The 18590-nt window shown below is 50.1% G+C and carries 21 protein-coding genes; 8 read left to right on the top strand and 13 right to left on the bottom strand.

Going from position 1 to position 18590, the window contains the following annotated elements:
• Nucleotides 1-137 precede the first annotated feature (137 nt).
• The gene (locus ACYSNS_RS01840; RefSeq protein WP_461721417.1) at nucleotides 138-281 is read left to right on the top strand and encodes a DUF1127 domain-containing protein; all 144 of its coding nucleotides are present in this window, start codon (nucleotides 138-140) and stop codon (nucleotides 279-281) included.
• Nucleotides 282-409: 128 nt separating this feature from the next.
• On the opposite strand, the gene ACYSNS_RS01835 is transcribed toward ACYSNS_RS01840, so the two are convergent.
• On the bottom strand, nucleotides 410-1327 hold the full coding sequence (locus ACYSNS_RS01835; RefSeq protein ID WP_461721416.1) for a DMT family transporter: 918 nt from the start codon (nucleotides 1325-1327) through the stop codon (nucleotides 410-412).
• A gap of 114 nt (nucleotides 1328-1441) precedes the next feature.
• Here ACYSNS_RS01835 and cysQ point away from each other — a divergent pair, with 114 nt between their 5' ends.
• Nucleotides 1442-2269, top strand: a complete 828-nt coding sequence (gene cysQ, locus ACYSNS_RS01830) for a 3'(2'),5'-bisphosphate nucleotidase CysQ (RefSeq protein ID WP_461721415.1) — start codon at nucleotides 1442-1444, stop codon at nucleotides 2267-2269.
• On the opposite strand, the gene yddG is transcribed toward cysQ, so the two are convergent.
• Together yddG and ACYSNS_RS01820 are read right to left on the bottom strand one after the other, a co-directional pair.
• Nucleotides 2214-3086, bottom strand: coding sequence for an aromatic amino acid exporter YddG (yddG, locus tag ACYSNS_RS01825; protein WP_461721414.1), 873 nt, complete (start codon nucleotides 3084-3086; stop codon nucleotides 2214-2216). The two genes, cysQ and yddG, sit on opposite strands and share 56 nt — an antisense overlap.
• Nucleotides 3079-3849 (bottom strand): SURF1 family protein, encoded by a 771-nt coding sequence (locus ACYSNS_RS01820; protein WP_461721881.1) that lies wholly within the window; start codon nucleotides 3847-3849, stop codon nucleotides 3079-3081. The genes yddG and ACYSNS_RS01820 overlap by 8 nt, the downstream gene beginning before the upstream one ends.
• Before the next feature lie 216 nt (nucleotides 3850-4065).
• Between ACYSNS_RS01820 and rpmB the strand changes: the two genes are divergently transcribed.
• Together rpmB and ACYSNS_RS01810 are read left to right on the top strand one after the other, a co-directional pair.
• A complete protein-coding gene (rpmB, locus tag ACYSNS_RS01815) occupies nucleotides 4066-4359 on the top strand; it encodes a 50S ribosomal protein L28 (RefSeq protein WP_461721413.1) in 294 nt (97 codons plus the stop codon).
• Nucleotides 4360-4437: 78 nt separating this feature from the next.
• Entirely contained in the window at nucleotides 4438-5088 is a 651-nt protein-coding gene (locus ACYSNS_RS01810; protein WP_461721412.1) for a queuosine precursor transporter, read from the top strand.
• On the opposite strand, the gene ACYSNS_RS01805 is transcribed toward ACYSNS_RS01810, so the two are convergent.
• The 5 genes from ACYSNS_RS01805 to ACYSNS_RS01785 all read right to left on the bottom strand — a co-directional run bounded on the left by ACYSNS_RS01805 (nucleotide 5076) and on the right by ACYSNS_RS01785 (nucleotide 11603).
• Nucleotides 5076-5840 carry an HpcH/HpaI aldolase family protein gene (locus ACYSNS_RS01805; protein WP_461721411.1) on the bottom strand — a complete coding sequence of 255 codons (765 nt, stop codon included), beginning with the start codon at nucleotides 5838-5840 and terminating at the stop codon, nucleotides 5076-5078. The two genes, ACYSNS_RS01810 and ACYSNS_RS01805, sit on opposite strands and share 13 nt — an antisense overlap.
• A 337-nt stretch (nucleotides 5841-6177) precedes the next feature.
• Complete coding sequence (locus ACYSNS_RS01800; RefSeq protein WP_461721410.1) at nucleotides 6178-7488, bottom strand: MFS transporter; 1311 nt, start codon at nucleotides 7486-7488, stop codon at nucleotides 6178-6180.
• A 457-nt stretch (nucleotides 7489-7945) separates the two neighbouring features.
• The gene (gene cobT / locus ACYSNS_RS01795; protein ID WP_461721409.1) at nucleotides 7946-9814 is read right to left on the bottom strand and encodes a cobaltochelatase subunit CobT; all 1869 of its coding nucleotides are present in this window, start codon (nucleotides 9812-9814) and stop codon (nucleotides 7946-7948) included.
• A gap of 14 nt (nucleotides 9815-9828) precedes the next feature.
• Complete coding sequence (gene cobS / locus ACYSNS_RS01790) at nucleotides 9829-10815, bottom strand: cobaltochelatase subunit CobS (protein ID WP_461721408.1); 987 nt, start codon at nucleotides 10813-10815, stop codon at nucleotides 9829-9831.
• A 173-nt stretch (nucleotides 10816-10988) separates the two neighbouring features.
• Nucleotides 10989-11603, bottom strand: a complete 615-nt coding sequence (locus ACYSNS_RS01785; protein WP_461721407.1) for a J domain-containing protein — start codon at nucleotides 11601-11603, stop codon at nucleotides 10989-10991.
• 136 nt (nucleotides 11604-11739) lie between these two features.
• Here ACYSNS_RS01785 and ACYSNS_RS01780 point away from each other — a divergent pair, with 136 nt between their 5' ends.
• Nucleotides 11740-12021 carry a BolA family protein gene (locus ACYSNS_RS01780; RefSeq protein WP_461721880.1) on the top strand — a complete coding sequence of 94 codons (282 nt, stop codon included), beginning with the start codon at nucleotides 11740-11742 and terminating at the stop codon, nucleotides 12019-12021.
• A gap of 25 nt (nucleotides 12022-12046) precedes the next feature.
• Here the strand turns inward: ACYSNS_RS01780 and ACYSNS_RS01775 are convergent, their stop codons facing one another.
• The 5 genes from ACYSNS_RS01775 to ACYSNS_RS01755 all read right to left on the bottom strand — a co-directional run bounded on the left by ACYSNS_RS01775 (nucleotide 12047) and on the right by ACYSNS_RS01755 (nucleotide 16414).
• Complete coding sequence (locus tag ACYSNS_RS01775) at nucleotides 12047-12946, bottom strand: HEPN domain-containing protein (protein WP_461721406.1); 900 nt, start codon at nucleotides 12944-12946, stop codon at nucleotides 12047-12049.
• 95 nt (nucleotides 12947-13041) lie between these two features.
• Nucleotides 13042-13674 (bottom strand): hypothetical protein, encoded by a 633-nt coding sequence (locus ACYSNS_RS01770; protein WP_461721405.1) that lies wholly within the window; start codon nucleotides 13672-13674, stop codon nucleotides 13042-13044.
• A 37-nt stretch (nucleotides 13675-13711) separates the two neighbouring features.
• Nucleotides 13712-14578: an arginase family protein gene (locus tag ACYSNS_RS01765; RefSeq protein ID WP_461721404.1), complete on the bottom strand. Its 867-nt coding sequence runs from the start codon at nucleotides 14576-14578 to the stop codon at nucleotides 13712-13714.
• 26 nt (nucleotides 14579-14604) lie between these two features.
• Nucleotides 14605-15561, bottom strand: coding sequence for a tyrosine recombinase XerC (locus ACYSNS_RS01760; protein ID WP_461721403.1), 957 nt, complete (start codon nucleotides 15559-15561; stop codon nucleotides 14605-14607).
• A 49-nt stretch (nucleotides 15562-15610) separates the two neighbouring features.
• Nucleotides 15611-16414: a SapC family protein gene (locus ACYSNS_RS01755; RefSeq protein ID WP_461721402.1), complete on the bottom strand. Its 804-nt coding sequence runs from the start codon at nucleotides 16412-16414 to the stop codon at nucleotides 15611-15613.
• A gap of 232 nt (nucleotides 16415-16646) precedes the next feature.
• On the opposite strand from ACYSNS_RS01755, the gene rimM reads away from it, so the two are divergent.
• From rimM to rplS, 3 genes are all read left to right on the top strand, one after another.
• Complete coding sequence (gene rimM, locus ACYSNS_RS01750; protein WP_461721401.1) at nucleotides 16647-17204, top strand: ribosome maturation factor RimM; 558 nt, start codon at nucleotides 16647-16649, stop codon at nucleotides 17202-17204.
• A complete protein-coding gene (trmD, locus tag ACYSNS_RS01745; protein ID WP_461721400.1) occupies nucleotides 17201-17899 on the top strand; it encodes a tRNA (guanosine(37)-N1)-methyltransferase TrmD in 699 nt (232 codons plus the stop codon). The genes rimM and trmD overlap by 4 nt, the downstream gene beginning before the upstream one ends.
• A 178-nt stretch (nucleotides 17900-18077) precedes the next feature.
• On the top strand, nucleotides 18078-18539 hold the full coding sequence (rplS, locus tag ACYSNS_RS01740; RefSeq protein WP_461721399.1) for a 50S ribosomal protein L19: 462 nt from the start codon (nucleotides 18078-18080) through the stop codon (nucleotides 18537-18539).
• Nucleotides 18540-18590: the final 51 nt, after the last annotated feature.

Below are 18590 nucleotides of genomic sequence, written 5' to 3'. Positions count from 1 at the left end.
TTAACGAATTATGACTAAAAAACACGCAGATTGCTTAGGGATTGCACATCAGCTATGCAATCTTGTCACTCCTCAACTTTAAGGGGTAGGACTATATTGTGCGTAAGAAATCAAACAATACAGTCTAGGTGAGTGTCATGAATATTCTTCGTTCTTTCAATAACTGGCGTCGTTACCGCACAACAGTCAACGAACTGAGCCGTCTTTCCTCTCACGAGTTGAATGATCTGGGCATCAGCCGTTCAGAAATCACATCGATCGCGCGTCGCGCCGTTCGTTAATCTTTTCGCAGGGTCTTCCTCCTCCCAGACCCTGTTCAGGAAAACTTCTCCTCCCATTGGTTTTCCTGGTTATAGCGCCCGCTGCACCCTCCCGCAGCGGGCGTTTTCTTTATGGTCAGGCCTATGGTTTATGTATCGCCCCTGTCAGGCGTTTGCGCCAATGCCGTTTGTGAAGGTGTCACCGGTCGCGGCAATTCGACATGACGTTTTTCTTCGCGCAGAAATGTCAGGATGCTTGATGCCATAATCAGTATGATGCCGATCGCCATTGGCAGATCGACATGATCATTGAAAATGAAATATCCAAACAGGATTGCCCACACCATCTGGCTGTATTGCGGTGTTGCAATAGCGATTGCGGGCACCCGACGTGCTGCTGCCATGGTCAAAATTGCGCCAAAGGCCGCCAAAAGGCCGTAACCTGCGAGATACAGCCATTCGATATCATGCGGTGCGGTGTAGGATGGTGCAGTCAGCGCCCCACAAATCACAATCGGCCCGATGATGCCGCTTGAATAAAGTGTAATGCGTTTTTCTTTTCCGCCCATGATGCGGAAAATCATGATGGATATGGCACCGCTCAAACCGGCAAAGATTGCGCCGACGTGACCGATATTCAATTCACGGAAGCCGGGGCGCAAAACAACCAACACGCCGATAAAACCGATAATGATAGCCAGCCAGCGCCGCCAACCAATGTGTTCCTTCAAGAATACCATCGAAAGAATGCTGACAAAAAGCGGCTGTAGGAAAATCAGCGTAAATGCTTCGGCCATAGACAGATGGGTAAAGGCCGTCACGCTGCCGATGACGCCACATGCGGCGGAAATGGTACGCAAAAACCACAGCGGCCAATGGCGCGAGCGGATAATATCAAGCCATGTGTCACCTTGGCTTTTCATAAAAGGAATCACAATAATCCCAAAAACTGCGCCATAAAAAGCCGTTTCATAGGGCGGCAGTTTTCCGTCAATGAATTTGACACAGGCATCACTCACGGCGTAAGCCGCATAGGATGCGAATGATAGGAAAATGCCGTAAATCATACTGATTCCTTTTCAAATAGGTATGGATGACGGGCCGCTATCAACCAATGTTAAACCAGATCGTTTTTATCAATATGACGGTTGCTTAGAAAAAGAAAAGAGCTGGCGGGCAAAATGAAGTTTCAAGCGCTTGTAAAGCCCATGATTGAAGCCGCTTTGAAGGCGGGTGCGGTTATCATGGATTTTTATCGGCAGGACTTTGCTGTCCACGAAAAAGCGGATCATTCACCCGTGACCGCGGCTGACATAAAGGCCGAAGCAATCATACTGGACTGTTTACAGCGTGCTGCACCCGATATCGAAATTATTGCAGAGGAGCGCATGGCCAATGGTTTTAATCCAACGCCATTGGGTCAACAGTTTTTTCTGGTTGATCCCTTGGACGGTACACGCGAGTTCATCCAGCATAATGGCGAGTTTACCGTCAATATTGCTTTGGTAGTGCAATCGGTTGCCGTTTTAGGGGTTATATTCCATCCTGTAAGCGGCAGGATCTATTATACCGACGGCCAGAACTCGTTTTCTGCGATCAGCCGCGATTGCACCGCCTTGACGGAAATACAGACCATGCACGTTTGCGATGGCTTGGACAAGCGTTTCGCTGTTTCCAGTCGGTCGCATTGTTCAGACCAGACCATGCGTTGGTTGCATAGGAACGGTTTTGATCAGCAATTGGTGAAAGTCGGCTCGTCTTTGAAATTCTGCATGCTTGCAGAAGGCCGTGCTTTTATCTATCCGCGTTTTGAACGATGCATGGAATGGGATACCGCCGCCGGCGATGCGCTCTTGCGCGCAGCAGGTGGTGCTGTTTGTGGTCTTGATGGCAAACCATTGCTATATGGCAAGCGGCATCGGGCCGGTCTTGCCGATTTCACGCAGGATTATTTTATCGCTTTGGGCGCAAAAGCAGATTCTTTGATGCCAGAATGGCTCCACCGGTAATGAGCAAACAGGCAATCAACAGCCGCCATGTCGGTTCTGCCAAGCCTGTGGCAACCATGAGTAAGGTGGAAAGCAGAGGCGCGCTGTAACTTGCAACGCCCAACAATTGTATATTGCCGCGTTTAACGCCGTAATCCCAACAATAGAATGCCATTCCAACCGGGAACAGTCCGAGCAGCAGGACCGCCAGCCATTGCCCACCATCTGCGGGCAAGATACGGGGTTCTTGAAAGAGGAAATGCGCCCCCAAAGCCAGAAACGATGTTGCAAGGCAAAATGCTGTCACAACGGTGGTGGGAACTTTCGATACACGCCGTGATAAAAGCGAATAGGTTGCCCAGGTAAAAGCACTGGCCAAAGCAACCAGATAGCCGAAGCTGTTTTTGGCATCAAGCGCCAGACCGCCTTTACCGGTTACAACCAAAACCATACCGGCAAAACCACAAAGCGCACCCACAACATGGAACCAGTGCAGCTTTTCACCCGGCATAAGCGCCGAGCCTAAAACGATAAAAAGAGGCCACAAATAGCAGATCAATGCGGCTTCAACCGGTGGAGCATTGCGCAATGCTGTAAAATATAAAAAATGATAGCCGAAAAGGCCGCCAATACCGATCAGCCATACGATGAGGGGTTGCTTGAGATCCCTCAAGGTTTCCGGTTTCTTTATCCATAATATGATGCCCGGCAGCGCCCCAATAAAAAAGGTCATTGCAGTCAATAGAAGCGAGGGAACCCTGCCGGTAAATGTCGTCAATGTGGCCAGAAGCGCCCACATGAGAATGGCTAAAAATCCGACAGCAGTGGCCTTATTCATCGATGAGCCCACGCCGCCTGCGTCTTTCGGTCACAAAGAGGAAGATTGAAGCGGCTAAAACGCCGGTCGCCAGTGTAAACCAGGTGATCGCATAGCTCAGATGGTTGTTACGGAATGTTACGACGGTCAGGCCCCCGATCGGAAACCCGCCAATATTGGGTGTTTTGTCGGCATCGATAAAATATGGCGCAACCTCGCCAATGCCGAGCTTCGCAGCCATGGCGGGCAACTGCCGTGTGTACCATATGTCTGCTTGCGGATTATTCTTTCGCGGGTAGAAACCGCCGCCTTCACCCATGCGCAAAAGGCCGACGACTTTGGTTTCGCCTGCAATCTCACCGGATTCCCGGCTGCTTCTTTCACGTTTGTCCATCGGTACGAAGCCGCGATTGATGAATGTTATGGCGCCATCACGCGTCTCGAAAGGTGTGACAACCCAATAGCCGGTCGTCTCTTCGGCGACAGCCGTCACCAGAATTTCCTTGTCGTTGAGGTATTTTCCTTCAAGAAAAACCGGCCTATATTCATCCTTATCAAAGCTGACGTCGGCCCATGTATCTTTTGGCGGCGCTGCCACGGGTGAGAGGTGTACACGTGTATCGGCACGCTGGATAAGATCTTTTTTCCAGCCAAGCCTTTCGACCTGCCAAATGCCGAGCGCAGAAAACGCGCAGAAAAAGAATACGCATAAAAAGCCGAAAATGCCCAAAAAGATCGGTGAACGTCGGCCGGCGGATGTGGACTTTGAAGCAACTTTTGTCATCATGAAAGCTGTTTTAACACAGCTGTGGTTGAAAAAAAGCAGCTTTGTGACGTTTTTGGCGAATAAGCAGGATGGAAAAACTCTTGACCTTTGCGCTATAGCCCCCTATAGAAACGCAACTTATCCAATTTTGGCCGGTCTAAGGCTGCGCGTATTTATGCTTAGATAGCACGCAGACCTGTTGATTGGTTGTATTAGAGTTTAAAGGTGAAGCCTATGTCCCGCGCCTGCGAATTGACCGGAAAATCGGTCCAGTACGGCAATAATGTCAGCCACGCAAACAACAAAACGCGTCGCCGCTTTTTGCCGAATCTTTGCAATGTTACTTTGATTTCGGAAACTCTCGAGCAAAGCTACCGTTTGCGTATTTCGGCCAACGCTTTGCGTTCGGTTGAGCATCGCGGTGGTCTTGACGCTTTCCTCGTCAAGGCAGATGACAAGGAATTGTCACAGCGTGCACGTTTGTTGAAACGTCAGATTGCTAAAAAGCTGGCTGAAAAAGCTGCTTAAGCATATTGCATCATCGTTTTAGGTTAAAGGGCCGGTTTAACCGGCCTTTTTTCTGGTTCCATCACCCAGGTAAAAAAAATGAAACAAAATAGACATTTGTTATTGGCAATTCTTGCCATGTGTATCGCTGTCACCGCGTCGAATATTTTGGTGCAGTATCCATTTCATTGGTTTGGTCTTGACCATCTTTTGACATATGGCGCTTTTATTTATCCCTTCGCTTTTTTGATAAACGACCTCACAAACCGCCGATATGGGCCGCGTGCAGCGCGTCGCATAGTATATGCCGGTTTTGTATCAGGTCTCGTCGTATCGTGGATTTTGGCAAGCCCGAGATTGGCAATCGCATCTGGGGTGGCATTTTTATGTGCGCAGTTGCTCGATATCGCGGTATTTAATCCGCTACGCCGCAAAACCTGGTGGAAAGCTCCGCTAGCGGCCGCAGTGACAGGATCGGCACTCGATACGGTGCTGTTTTTTGCAATCGCCTTCTCCACCCATTTCGCTTTTATCGACACGGCAATGGGGTATCAGGATGGCTCGATTCCGGCCATGGCTAGCTTGTTCGGATTTGATGTGCCCGTATGGTTTTCTCTCGCATTTGGCGATTTCTGGGTGAAAATCGCCATGGGGCTTTTCATGCTTTTGCCCTATGGCGCTATTCTGGCAATCTTCATGCCGGCTATTTACAATAGCAAAGGCGACCACAAGGGTGATCAGGCCATTTGAGCCAGAATGGCTTGGGCACCCTGTAAAATCATTGCCTTATCGTTTCCGAGTGTCATAAATTGGTAGCCAAGCGCGCGATAACGTTTGGCGAAGGCCGCATCCGGGCAGTAGGCGCCAGTCAACTTTCCCGCACGCAGCGCTTTGCGCGCGATGATAGTCAGTGGCTCGATGATGTCGGGGCTGGATGTATTGGCTTCTTTACCATTGCTCCAACCGACCGAAAAGTCGAATGGCCCGACAAAAACACCGTCTAATCCATCAACCTCTAAAATCTCATCAAGAGCTTCAAATGCCTGCCGTGTTTCAATCATCGCAAAAATCGTAATATGTTCGTTGCAGCCTGTGAGATACTCATGGGAGCCAACAGCGCCAAATTGTGTTTTGGGCTGTAACGGGCCGAATGAACGGCCGCCAAGCGGCGGATATTTTACAAAATCGACCAATTGCCGCGCTTCTTCTGGTGAATTGATCATTGGTGCAATAATGCCATCGGCACCAAAATCCAATGCTTTGCTTGCCGTATCAAAGCGGCCCACCGGTATGCGGACGATCGCTGCCTTGTTGCGGGCTTTCAAACGATCAATGGCATGAAGTATGCTTGCTTCGTCATGGGCACCGTGTTGCATATCAAGAACGACAGCATCGAAACCCGCTTCGGCCAGTGTTGAAACCGCCACCGGATCGGCAAGATTACTCCAGCCGGAAAACATATGGCCGTTTTCTGAGATTGTAGTTTTTACACTTTTGCTCATTTTATCCTCCAATGAAGCGTGCCGCATCGCGCAACTAGCGTGCATATTCAAGCCCTAATCCGTTGTTTACAAAACGTTTTACCCGATAGGAGCAGGATAAAAATTGATCCGGTGAATCAATTTTCCTGCGGATGCGCTTCACACTTTTCGGAAAACGCTCTAAAAACATCACAAACGCTATCATCATTCGTAAACCCAGTCCACAAACCGTGCGGACTGGATGCTTTTTGATTTATAGGTCAAATGCAAACCAAGTCTGCCTTCGTAAGGGGTGAACGCCTATCGCGTTGATACACATTGCCGGATATGCATTCCGCCCCACAAGGCCGGTCGTGATTTAACGACCGGCTTTTGCCAGAGCTTTGTCGATGTCTTCTTCCGTCAACGCGTTTTTGGGTAAAAAGAAGAGATAGATCAACGCAGAAACAATGCCGATACCGGCACCGGTGAGAAGGGCAGGGATAAAGCTGTGTGTCAGATCTGCTATATGGCCGGTAATTACCGGTGCCAATGCCCCGCCAACATAACCAAAGGCACTCATGACACCGCCCAGTGAACCGGTGACGCTGCGTGCGGCCATAACAGAAACCAAGGCCCATGCCATCGCCGTTGCCGCCCCGACACCAAACATGACAATGCAAATGAAAATGACTGCCCATAAATTGCTCGCGGTGAATGCGCACAAAACGGTAAATACGGACATCAAGATCAGGCAGAACGATACGAGATATCTGCGGGCCTCAATGGGGGCAACACCTTTTGAAGAAGCCCAATCGACGATATATCCGGTGCCGATACTGCCAATAACGCCAAACGCATAGGGAATGGCTGCAACCCAACCGGTCTTTTGCAAGCTCATGCCCCGTTCCATTTCGAGATAGCCCGGCAACCAACTCATGAAAAGCCACATCAGATAAATGGTGCCGAAATATCCCAGCATCAGGCCCCATGTCACGCGGAAGCGGAAAAGGCTGATCCATTCAGCAAAAGTCGTGTCCTTGTCTTCCTGGTTTTCTTCACCCTGAACCAGATAAGCCTGTTCTTCTTCAGTTAGATCAAGGTTTTTCGGTTCACGATAGACAGCGAACCAAATGAGCGAAACAGCAATGCCGACAAGACCCATGATGATAAACATCCAACGCCAGCCAAATGCCAACATCAGCGCGGTCAGTAGCGGTGGTGCAATTGTCGGCCCCAATGTCGAGACGCAGTTATAGATGCCTGTCGGCTTGCCACGTTGCTTTACAGGATACCAATCCCGTACAGTACGCGCATTGGAAACAAACATCGGTGCTTCGCCGACGCCTAAGAAAATGCGCGCTATAATAAATTGGAAGAAGCTGTGCACCATGCCGCAGATTGCTTGCGCCAGCGACCAGACAAAAAGGCCGATACCCAAGACTTTCCGTGAGCCGAATTTATCCACAAGCAGACCGCAAGGCAGTTGCGAAAAAGCGTAAGCCCATAAGAATGCTGAAAGAAGCCAGCCCATTTCGGTCAGCGATAAACCTAGATCCTCGCGGATGAGCGAACCACCGACCGCCAAGGTAGAGCGGTCGATATAATTGACAGTCCCAATCAAAACCAGAAGAATTAATGCAATACGTTGTCTTTTGCGCACTTTTGGCGTGGCAGTTATCTCCGTCATGGTCTCCTCCAATGACATATCCCAATGCGGCTCACCGGGTTGAATATGCCGCCCGATGACACCGCATACAGATTATATCATTTGATCGATCACTGATATATCTATTTTTTACGCGCACAAAAATTTGAGTGCCGACGCTTTTGCGATCAATGTTTACATGAGAGCGCTTTTTGACCAGATGCTATCCGGTCGGTGCGTCTCAAGCTTTTGATCTGTCGCGGCTTGATGATTCACATCGATCGGGAACCGCTCTGGAGCATTTCCAGAAAAAGTTGAATCGGCTTTTTCGTTGGACAATGCGACAAATAAAAAATCTGGAGCAAATCCATGCCCCCAACAAAAAGAAGATTTGCTCTAGAGTGAATCCGTCTTTGATTGAGGCGAGGATTTACTCTAATGCTTTGTTTTATCAGGATTCTCCTGACACAAAAGTCTGTCAGTTTTTGTTGGAAATATTCTAACGGGATTTTTTCTCGTCAAACAAACTGGCAAGTTGCTCGGTCATGGCACCGGCAAGTTCCTCGGCATCGACAATTGTCACAGCACGACGGTAATAACGGGTCACATCATGTCCGATACCGATGGCGATCAGTTCGACGGGTGATCGGGTCTCGATCTCTTCAATGACAGCGCGTAGATGCTTTTCCAGATAATTGCCGGGATTGACAGAAAGTGTGGAATCATCGACCGGTGCCCCGTCCGAAATCATCATCAGGATGCGGCGGTGTTCACGTCTTCCCAATAGCCTTTGATGGGCCCAGATAAGCGCTTCGCCATCAATATTTTCTTTCAGCAATCCTTCACGCATCATCAGGCCCAAATTGCGGCGCGCTCTTCTCCAAGGCGTATCGGCGCTTTTGTAAATGATGTGGCGCAGATCGTTCAACCGTCCCGGGCTTGCGGGTTTCCCACGCGAAAGCCACGCTTCGCGCGACTGGCCGCCTTTCCACGCTTTGGTGGTAAAGCCAAGTATTTCAACTTTAACGCCGCAACGTTCCAATGTCCGTGCCAGAATATCAGCGCATGTGGCGGCAACGGTAATGGGGCGCCCACGCATGGAACCGGAATTGTCGATAACCAAAGTGACAACCGTATCGCGGAAATCCGTATCACGTTCCATCTTGAAAGAAAGCGGCTGTGTCGGATCGATGATAACCCGCGGTAGCCGTGCGGAATCGAGATAACCTTCCTCGAGATCGAAATTCCACGACCGGTTCTGTTGTGCCATCAACCGGCGCTGCAAACGATTTGCCAGTCTGCCGACGACGCCTTGTAGATTGGCAAGCTGCTTGTCGAGAAAGGCACGAAGCTTTTCCAGCTCTGAATCATCACAAAGATCCGTCGCTTCAACCTCTTCGTCGAATTCACGGGTGAAAACCTTGTAATCCCCCAGATGATCCATGTCGGAAAACGGTTGCGGGGGACGCGTCGTCTCACCGGGGGTCTGCTCGGAATCGATGTCCTCGGACTCCTCACCATCATCATCTGTTGAATCGGCGGCTTCCATTTCCCCATCATCAACATCGTCGCCGGCATCTTCGGACGACTCACTCTCGGCGGAATCAGAACCTTCCTGATCCTGAGCCTCACCATCCTCGTCATCCTGAGGATCTATGTCCTGCTGTTCGTCCTCACCGTCTTCATCAATGCTGTTTTCCTGCAAGTCTTCGGCCATTTGCATGGAAACAAGCATATTGCGCACGAGGCGGGCGAATTTGTCCTGATTGTCCAGATTGTCTGCCAAAGCATCGAGATCGCTTCCGGCCTTTTCCTCAATCCAATCACGCCAGAAATCCAGTACCGATCCGGCTTCTTTAGGAGGCTTTCGTCCGGTAACTTTTTCTCTCACCAGAAGTGCTATCGCTTCCTGCAACGGCGCTTCATCCTGGGCTGTGATAGAGGGATAGTTTGCCCGGCTGTATTTATCGGCAAGCATCATATCCAGATTTTCGGCCATGCCATCCATCGCCAAGGCGCCAATTGCTTCAACACGGGCCTGTTCCACAGCGTCAAACACTGCACGGGCATCCGGCCCTTGCGGGGCCAGGCTGGCGTGGATACGGGCATCATGCCAAGCCCGCCGCAAAGCCATGGAATCGCCCAAACCACGCGTTACAGCCACGTCATGCAGCGTTGGTCGACGGGGCAAATCCGGCAGGCGTGCATGGTCTCCAACCATTGACGGGCGGTCATTGCCAAAGGCAATTTCCAATTCACGCGCACCGGAAACAGCACGCATACAGGCAGAAACCGCTCTCTTGAACGGTTCACTGTCTATCGGCCCGGTTGGGCGTTCGCGGCTGTTATCTCCCGATTCTGCGGTCATGGAGCAGGCTTTCTTCAGGCAAATACGGTGTTGACGACCGACTCGGGCAGTTCCGTACCAAATGCACGTTGATAGAATTCTGCCACGGTCGGGCGTTCTAACTCGTCACATTTGTTAAGGAATGTAAGCCGGAAGGAAAAAGCAAGATCCTTGAATATTTCTGCGTTTTCCGCCCATGTAATGACAGTACGCGGACTCATAACCGTGGAAAGGTCACCGTTGATGAAGGCCTGACGCGTCATATCAGCCACACGCACCATGCGGGAGACCGTTTCTTTGCCTTCTTTGGTCTGGAAATGTTTGGCTTTCGCCAGAACAATATCGACTTCATTGTCGTGCGGCAGATAATTCAGCGTGGTAACGATGGACCAACGGTCCATCTGTGCCTGATTGATTTGCTGCGTGCCATGGTAAAGACCGGTTGTATCGCCAAGGCCGACAGTGTTGGCTGTGGCAAACAGACGGAATGCCGGATGCGGGGCAATGACACGGCTTTGGTCGAGCAGGGTTAAACGACCCGAAGATTCCAGAACACGCTGGATAACAAACATCACGTCCGGCCGCCCGGCATCATATTCGTCAAAAACCAAGGCCACGTTGTTCTGGTAGGCCCAAGGCAGAATGCCGTCTTTGAATTCGGTAATCTGCATACCGTCCTTGACGACAATTGCATCCTTGCCAACAAGATCGATACGGCTGACATGGCTATCCAGATTGACACGGACACATGGCCAGTTCAACCGTGCTGCCACTTGCTCGATATGGGTGGATTTGCCGGTACCGTGATAGCCTGAAACCATCACACGGCGATTAAAGGCAAAGCCTGCAAGAATTGCCAAGGTTGTTTGGCGGTCAAACAGATAATCAGGGTCGAGTTCCGGCACATAAGGATCGCTTTTGCTGAATGCCGGAACCTGCATGTCGGTATCGATACCGAAAACCTCACGCGCTGAAACTGTAATATCCGGCATATTCCCGATGCCCAGATTATCCTTTGTCATCATGCCTCCACACGGGCAAAATGCCCGCTGTCTGAATTAAAACTCTGCTGCATGCGTCAAGCGCACACAACCGGCCCATGTTAAAACATGGCTGTATGTTTTGTTATCAAACTGTTGGAGAAGAAATTCAATGCCTTATTGCAAAGAAATATTCACCAACCTTCAATTTCCTGTCAGCAGAAGCCGGCTGTTTTCAGCAGATTATAAGCCTGAAGCACTTCACGAAAGCGCTCTTCCGACGAACGATCGCCACCATTGGCATCAGGGTGATGCATTTTAACCAGCGCTTTATATTTCGCCTTGATGTCATCACTCGTTGCGCCTGCCTCAAGCCCCAAAGTAACAAAGGCTTTCGCTTCCAGCGTTTTCAACTTGCGTGGAGCAGCAGCCGTACGGCGCTGGTTGAATACGTTGAACGGGTCACGGACGCGGTTTTGATAGGCGGCTGAACCGGAGCGGATTTTTGAAAAATCGGCGGATGTCTTTTTGGCAGCCGCGTTGACACCTGCGGACCAGGTTGGCCGATGGCCAGTCAGCGCATCTTTCTGGAACTTGGCGATGTCTTCATCTTTCAAGCCAGAAAAATAATTGAAGTTTTTATTGTATTCGCGCACGTGGTCGATACAAAAATGCAGATACTGCCCCTCGCGATTACGCCCTGCGGGTGCGCGATGGGTTCCGGGTTTTTCACAGCCTTCCCATTGGCACTGCTGAGCTTGCGGCTCGGCCTGCTTCTTTTTGTTCGAGCTGATACGGATAGAGTCAAATAATTTCGATGTGGTCGCCATGGCTCCGACTTACGCAAAACAGACATGTTTGACAAGAATTGACTTTAGGAAATTTTGTTCCCATCTTCTATTCACCCATGATCTACGAAAGATTCGGGGCAAACTTATGGCTCTCATATGGGGTGAAAAGGCAAAAATGTCCAGCACAGTCGCAGAAACAATTGAGAAAAAGCTTCACGCCGCGTTTTCACCGAAAGCGTTGGAAGTCATCAATGAAAGCCATTTGCACGCCGGCCATCACCATGATGACGGGCGGTCTTTTGACGGCAGTGGGGAAACCCACTTTCGGGTGAAAATCGTAGCAAAAGATTTTGACGGCATGAAACGTGTGGACATCCACCGCGCCATCAACCATGTGCTCAAACATGAACTGGACAATGGCGTTCATGCGCTGGCGATTGAAGCTAAGGCTGTTTAAAATATTGCGATCGCTTGCTTAAACTTTATGCGATGATCCGGCTACAGGCGGCAACGACCTTTTCGCGCAGAATTTTGATACGGGTTTCGAGCCAATCCAATTCTTCATTGGTGATTTCATATTTGGGCGAATAGCGTGCCTTGACATAGGCATCGCGCAGCCGCTCAAAGGCGCGTTTGGCAAAGCGGTCATTGGCTGGCCAAAGGTCTTTCAGTTCAGGTACAAAACCAACAGCCCGCTGGTGCAAATTGCGCAAATCATGCTGCTTGGGCGAATAAAGCGACAATGTCAGTATCAGGCAGTTGTAAAGACATTCCGTCGTTTGATGCAGGTTGAAAGCTGCCAATTTTAGATTGTCGCGATCACGAAGAAATTTATAAACGACGAAAAACTCGTCTGCATCATGCAGCCATTCGTGATACCACTTGGTGGCCATTTCCTTGCGCCGTTCCGCTGTCATTGGGCCTATTGCACCGAAGTCATAACCGGGCAGCTCATAAAGCGTGATGCCATCTTCAACAATATCGACAAAGAATGGCCAGCCATCACGTAGTTTGCCATTCATGTCGGGAAAACTATGCACGACCAAAGTCGGTCGTGACTGGTCGGCCTCGCTGGTAAAACGCATCTTTTCCAGACTGGCATTCACGTCAAACCAATAATCAAAATCGGTATATCGGGCATAATTGACCAGCACGCAGAAATCATAATCGGAATGGTAACCTGATGTGTTGTCATTCACATAGCCGCCGCGGGCATGGGAGCCAAACAGGATGATCTTGACGATTTGCGGACGGCGCTTCTGGTTTTGATGAATAGGCTTGCCGATAAATTGCGCATCAAATTCACGCAAGATAATTTCCACGGCTCGCGCAATCGTGCGGCGTTTGGAAGGTGGCAAATGCTCTAGCTTTTCATCCATCATAGTTTAGCTTTAAACGATGAGACAAAAAAACAAAAGTGCTGGTTATTTTACCAGTCTCGAATGTTTGCCGCTTTGGCAAAGCTGGTTCATCGTGGCTATTGCGTGTCGTTTTTTCGTTCGAGAGTATACCGTTGATTAAATTGATTAACCCAAGCATTAATCTGCTCGCCAACTTCTTGGGCATCGAATGGCGCCAACGCTTCATTGGGAATAACAACAATGGTGCCTTGGAAAACCAAAATAAGATTTGCGGGTTGCAACAAAGCACAGTGATAACGCAGCCAGGACAATTTAATCTCGTCGCAATTGGTGCGTTGTGTGAATCCCTCTTCGCTAATATGAACATTATAGGTTTTCGCGTGGTCTGCCTCAAATTCAATTTGCCATCGCACAAATGCTGAAAGAACAACCGCATTGGTTTTCTTTTCACCATAATTCAACACAACCCAGACGGTAAAGGTAATGACAAAGGTAAGCGTGAGAACAATAAAGAATGGCGTATTATTTATTGCTGAAAAATAAAGGTTGAATATAAAAGTAAGCAAACCGGCTGCCGCCGCCGCGCATAATGATATAAAACCTCGGCGATCCTGAAGATATTTGTACCAGCTATCAGCATAAATCATCCGAGAATTATCATACTGCTGGTACTGATATCCATATACCCAGTCATCCAACTGGTTCATATCGGGTTTGTAGCAAAAATTGAATTGTTGTTTTTCCGCCATTGATTTGTTTCCCATAAACAAAACCGTATCACCCGTTTCAACCAATGAGTGGCAATTGTGCGAGCATGTTCTTTAAGTTCAGAGCGTCCCAAGGCAGGTGTTCGGTTATGCCAAGGCCAACAACATCCGTTGCCGCATCAACTTTTTTTATCAAGCTGACAACATCATCCATCGTCAAACGTCCTTCTGCAATGCCGGCATATCTGGCGGCATCGACACCGGGTTCCGCCATTAACAATGCGCGGAAAAGCTGGTGGTCAAGAACGTCGAGATCAAAGTGGATTGCCAGATGCTTGATCTTTTGTTGTGCTATCCATTCTGTCACCGCTTCCATATCGGCTTTCAATGCTTCCGGTGACAAAGTTTTTATCGCGTGGTCATGCAGAAACGTCGCCTCATAAGCTGTGGGGCTATGCATGCCGGCAATCATAATCTTGTCGGCAGGAACGGGATGCTTGACGTCGCGTGTCAGGGCCGCATCCCCATTGCCCATCAATGCGCCGAGGACATGGGCATGGGAATGGGCAAATTCTTTCGGCGTCATTACATCGGGGTGGGCATCGAGCCATAAAATACCAAAGTCGTTGCCATAAAGCGTGCTCAGATAGGAAAATGGTGCCAGATCAACAAGGCAATCCCCACCCAACATCACGATTTTGTCCGGCTTTTGTTCATCCAACAGCCGATAGGCCGCATCAAGCTGCTGCCCGATCTGGCCGCGGCCCATAATGCCGTCCTCATTTTGCAGTGGTGCTTTCGGGTTTGAAACCGGAATGTTGAATGTCGGCATGTCGGTCTGTGGAGCAAGCCATGCCAACAGCTCGGCACCCAGTTGATAGAGCGGATTGTTGCCGCCCTGCCATTGCGGCATGACGAGCCGGATGGTTTTTGCTTGTTTTGACATTTTGCCTCACAGTCTGGGCTTTGCCATTAAGCCCGTGGATGTACTTTTTGATAGATGTCCAGCAGCTTGTCCGTGTCGACGCCGGTATAGATCTGTGTCGTTGAAAGGCTGGCATGGCCGAGCAACTCTTGAATGGTACGCAGATCGCCGCCACGAGACAAGAGGTGCGTTGCAAAGGAATGGCGAAGCGCATGGGGCGTTACGGTGTCCGGAAGGCCAAGACTTGACCGTAATTTCTGCACGGCACGTTGAATAATGGCGGGTTGCAGTGTTCCGCCACGGGCGCCGCGAAATAGCGGCAGATCGGCGCTCAACACATAAGGGCAGCGCTGCAGATAATCTTCCACCGCGTCATGAACGGCGGCAATGAGCGGAACAAGGCGGGTTTTTCCACCCTTGCCGGTAATGTAAAGGCTGTTGGCGGTTTTGTCGGAAAAGTCTTGGGGGGTAAGCGCCAATGCTTCCGAGATGCGCAACCCGCAGCCATAAAGCAACGTCAAAACGGCAGCATCGCGTGCTGCGATCCACGGCTCTTCGGCAAGCTGGGTTTTTTCGTCAACCAGATGCAGGGCATCATCGACGGCAAGGGGTTTCGGCAAGGATTTCGGCTGTTTGGGTGTGCGGATAATTCGCGCTGCCGGAATATCTGCCAAGCCCTGTCGCGACAGGTAGCCAAAAAACGATCTTACGCCGGCTAATCCGCGTCCCAGTGAACGTGCGCCCGCGCCTTCATTGCGTCGATGAGCAAGATAGGAACGTAAATCAGCCACTCTTAAGGCATTCAGATCGGCCAGTGTCGGGGCCTGTCCAAGATGGTTTGAAAGGAAAATAAGAAATTGTCGGCTGTCGCGCTCATATGCTTCGACTGTCAGCGCCGCCATTCGCCGTGTTTGCCGCAGCTGATCAAGCCAGTCTTTGCGTGCTGCCAAAATTTCCGCTGATGCGGGTAGCAGGGCAGCCTGTTGGGATGGAGCTTCTGTCATGCTTTTCGATAGCATGACAGAGTTTAACATCCGGTTTCAGCCAAAAGGTTCAGTGCTTGACCGGTTTTCCTGCTTCCGGCGATTGTTTATCTTCGTTCAGCTTGGCATCGCTACGCTGATGGGCAACCCGCAAGCTCAACAAATGCGGAAGATTATTCATCGACATGAGATGGGAGAAAATCCAGCCGAGGAAGCCGCGCTTGTGCAGTTTTGCCAACTGATCGCCGGATAATTTGTTGAATTTCTTGGCATCGACAACCCAGAAATCTTCCAGACGCGCGCTTTGGCCGGCGGTGTTGCGGATATTGACCGATTCTTTAACCAGCAAGTCCATTTTTGCCAGCATATCGACAAACTGCGATGTTTGTTCCATGCTGTTTTTGAAACTATTGAGAAAGTTGATACGCTCTTCCATCAATGGCGAAATGCTACCGTCGCTATTGAACAGATCAACACCGGTCAATTCGTTGAACATGCCGGACTCTGTATCAATACAGACGGACAATTCCTGTTGGTCGGGCGCGCCGGCCAGAATGAAAGGATAACGGCGGACAAAAGCAGGAATATAAGTGTCCACCTGCCAGCTTTTCTCCTTATCCAGAAAATCATTGCTGTTATTGGCAAGTCCGAGCAAAGCAACGGACGTATAGGACATCTTGCCTTCACCGTTTTCGACTCCCATGAAAAGAATAGGATAGGTCAATGCGGCCTGATAGAATTCTTCACCAGCCAGCGGAACCCAATGGGTATTGGCAGCGAAAGCCGCATGGGATGGCGGGTTGAATTTCAGCTTTTTATGGCCTTCGCGTGAAATAGGCTGAATATTTTTGTAGAAAAGCATAACCGTTGTCATAAAAAAGTCCTTCTGGTCTTATCGGTGTTATCATTGCCGAGAATTTAGATGGTTATGACCCCGAAAACCGGCTTGTTTTTAAAAACGCAATCGGCATTTTTACCGCCGCGCGCTTTTCATATCGCATTGAATGTGGCAAATGAAGCGCATTGATGCAATTTTCCAGTTTTTATTGTCAGAAGTTTGACAATTGAACACCTTGTTGAACAGTTGGGATGAACGGTTGGATGAAATGTCTGTGAAGATCGATACGCCTGTACAGCTTGCAGTCATTGGTGCTGCGCATGGTACCAAGGGCGAGGTGAGGGTAAAATCTTTTACTGCGGATCCGTTGGATTTGGCATCCTATGGAACTCTACACGATAAAAACGGCCGCGCTTTCGAGATTGATGACATTCGCGTCCAGAAAAACGTCGTGGTTGTGCGTTTTGCGGGCATTCCAGGGCGCAACGAGGCCGAAGCGCTCAATGGCACAGCGCTGTACATAGACCGCAAGCAATTGCCGGACGATTTGCCGGAAGATGAGTTTTATCAGACCGATCTGATCGGACTGAAAGTCAAGGATATTGACGGTCAAGACCTAGGCAAGGTCAATGCGCTGTTCGATTTTGGCGGCGGCGATCTTCTGGAGCTTCGTCTGGCAGGACAAAAACCGGTTCTCGTTCCGTTTACAAAAGCCGCCGTGCCGCAGCTTTTTGTCAAAGAGGGCTATATTGTCATTGATCCTGTCGCGGCAGGTCTTGTTGCCGATGAAGATGAAGATGAATGCGAGGCCGAAGAGCAACGATGAGCTTTCGCGCGCGCGTACTGACTTTATATCCGGAGATGTTCCCGGGGTTCCTTGGGCATTCTATGGCAGGGCGGGCGCTTGAAAAACAGATATGGTCGCTTGATGCCATCCAGATCAGGGATTTTGCCACAGATCGCCATCATAGTGTCGACGATACGCCCGCCGGCGGTGGCGCGGGAATGGTGATGAAAGCCGATGTTCTCAGCTCGGCGATCGACAGCGTTGCCGATGATGCGCCGCGTTTTTTAATGAGCCCGCGCGGTCGCCCTTTTGACCAGCAAATGGCGCGACAACTGGCAGAGGGCAATGGTGTAACGCTGATTTGCGGCCGCTTTGAAGGTGTTGATGAACGCGTGATCGAAACGCGCAATCTTGTTGAGGTCTCAATCGGCGACTACATCCTTTCGGGCGGCGAAACTGCGGCCCTTGTGATGCTTGACGCCATTGTGCGATTACTGCCGGGTGTGATGGGAAACAGTCTTTCCGGCGAACAGGAGAGTTTTGAGACCGGCCTTCTGGAACACCCCCATTATACAAGACCGCAAATATTTGAGGGCAGATCTATTCCCGATGTTTTGACATCGGGCAATCATAAGGCGATCGCCGATTGGCGTAAACGTCAATCAGAAGAGTTGACGCGCGAAAGACGCCCGGATCTTTTTGCGCTTTACCAGAAAAATAACGCGAAAGCTTGATTCACTTTTTGTGATAGTGTATGGCCAAGCGACGTTTTCAGAAGGTACGCCCTCTGCATCCGGAAAACAATGGATGGTGAACCCGCTCCTGCCGCAAGGCATAGCCGAAGGAACAAGGATTTCTGCGGCAAGCGTCGAGCGCTCTGACTGTTCGAGAAGAACATGAAGGATTGATGACATGAATATTATTGCACAGCTCGACGCTGAACAGCGCGCTAAGATTGAAGAAAAGCGCAAGCTTCCTGATTTTCAGGCTGGTGATACGCTGCGTGTTTCTGTTCGCGTGACAGAAGGCACACGTACCCGCGTTCAGGCTTATGAAGGCGTTTGCATTGCCCGTTCGGGTGGTGGTCTCAATGAAACATTCACCGTGCGTAAAATCTCTTACGGTGAAGGCGTGGAACGTGTATTTCCGGTCTACTCGCCGCTGGTTGAAGGTGTGGAAGTTGTTCGCCGCGGTAAGGTCCGTCGTGCGAAGCTCTATTATCTGCGCGGCCTGACCGGTAAAGCAGCACGTATTGCTGAAAAGAAAGATTATCGTAAGAAGGGTGTTGCCGTACCAACCACTGGTAAGGCTGAAACGGTTACCGCTGAAACCGTTGCTGCACCTGCGCCAGCAGCTGATAAAGCGGCTGAATAAAGCAATTCCCGAAAAGCGGGAACCGCATCCGCCGGAGAATTGATTCACAGG

This window comes from Bartonella sp. LJL80 (genome assembly GCF_054871565.1).
The sequence above is the reverse complement of the archived record's forward strand: the minus strand, read 5'-3'. Positions and strand labels throughout refer to the sequence as shown.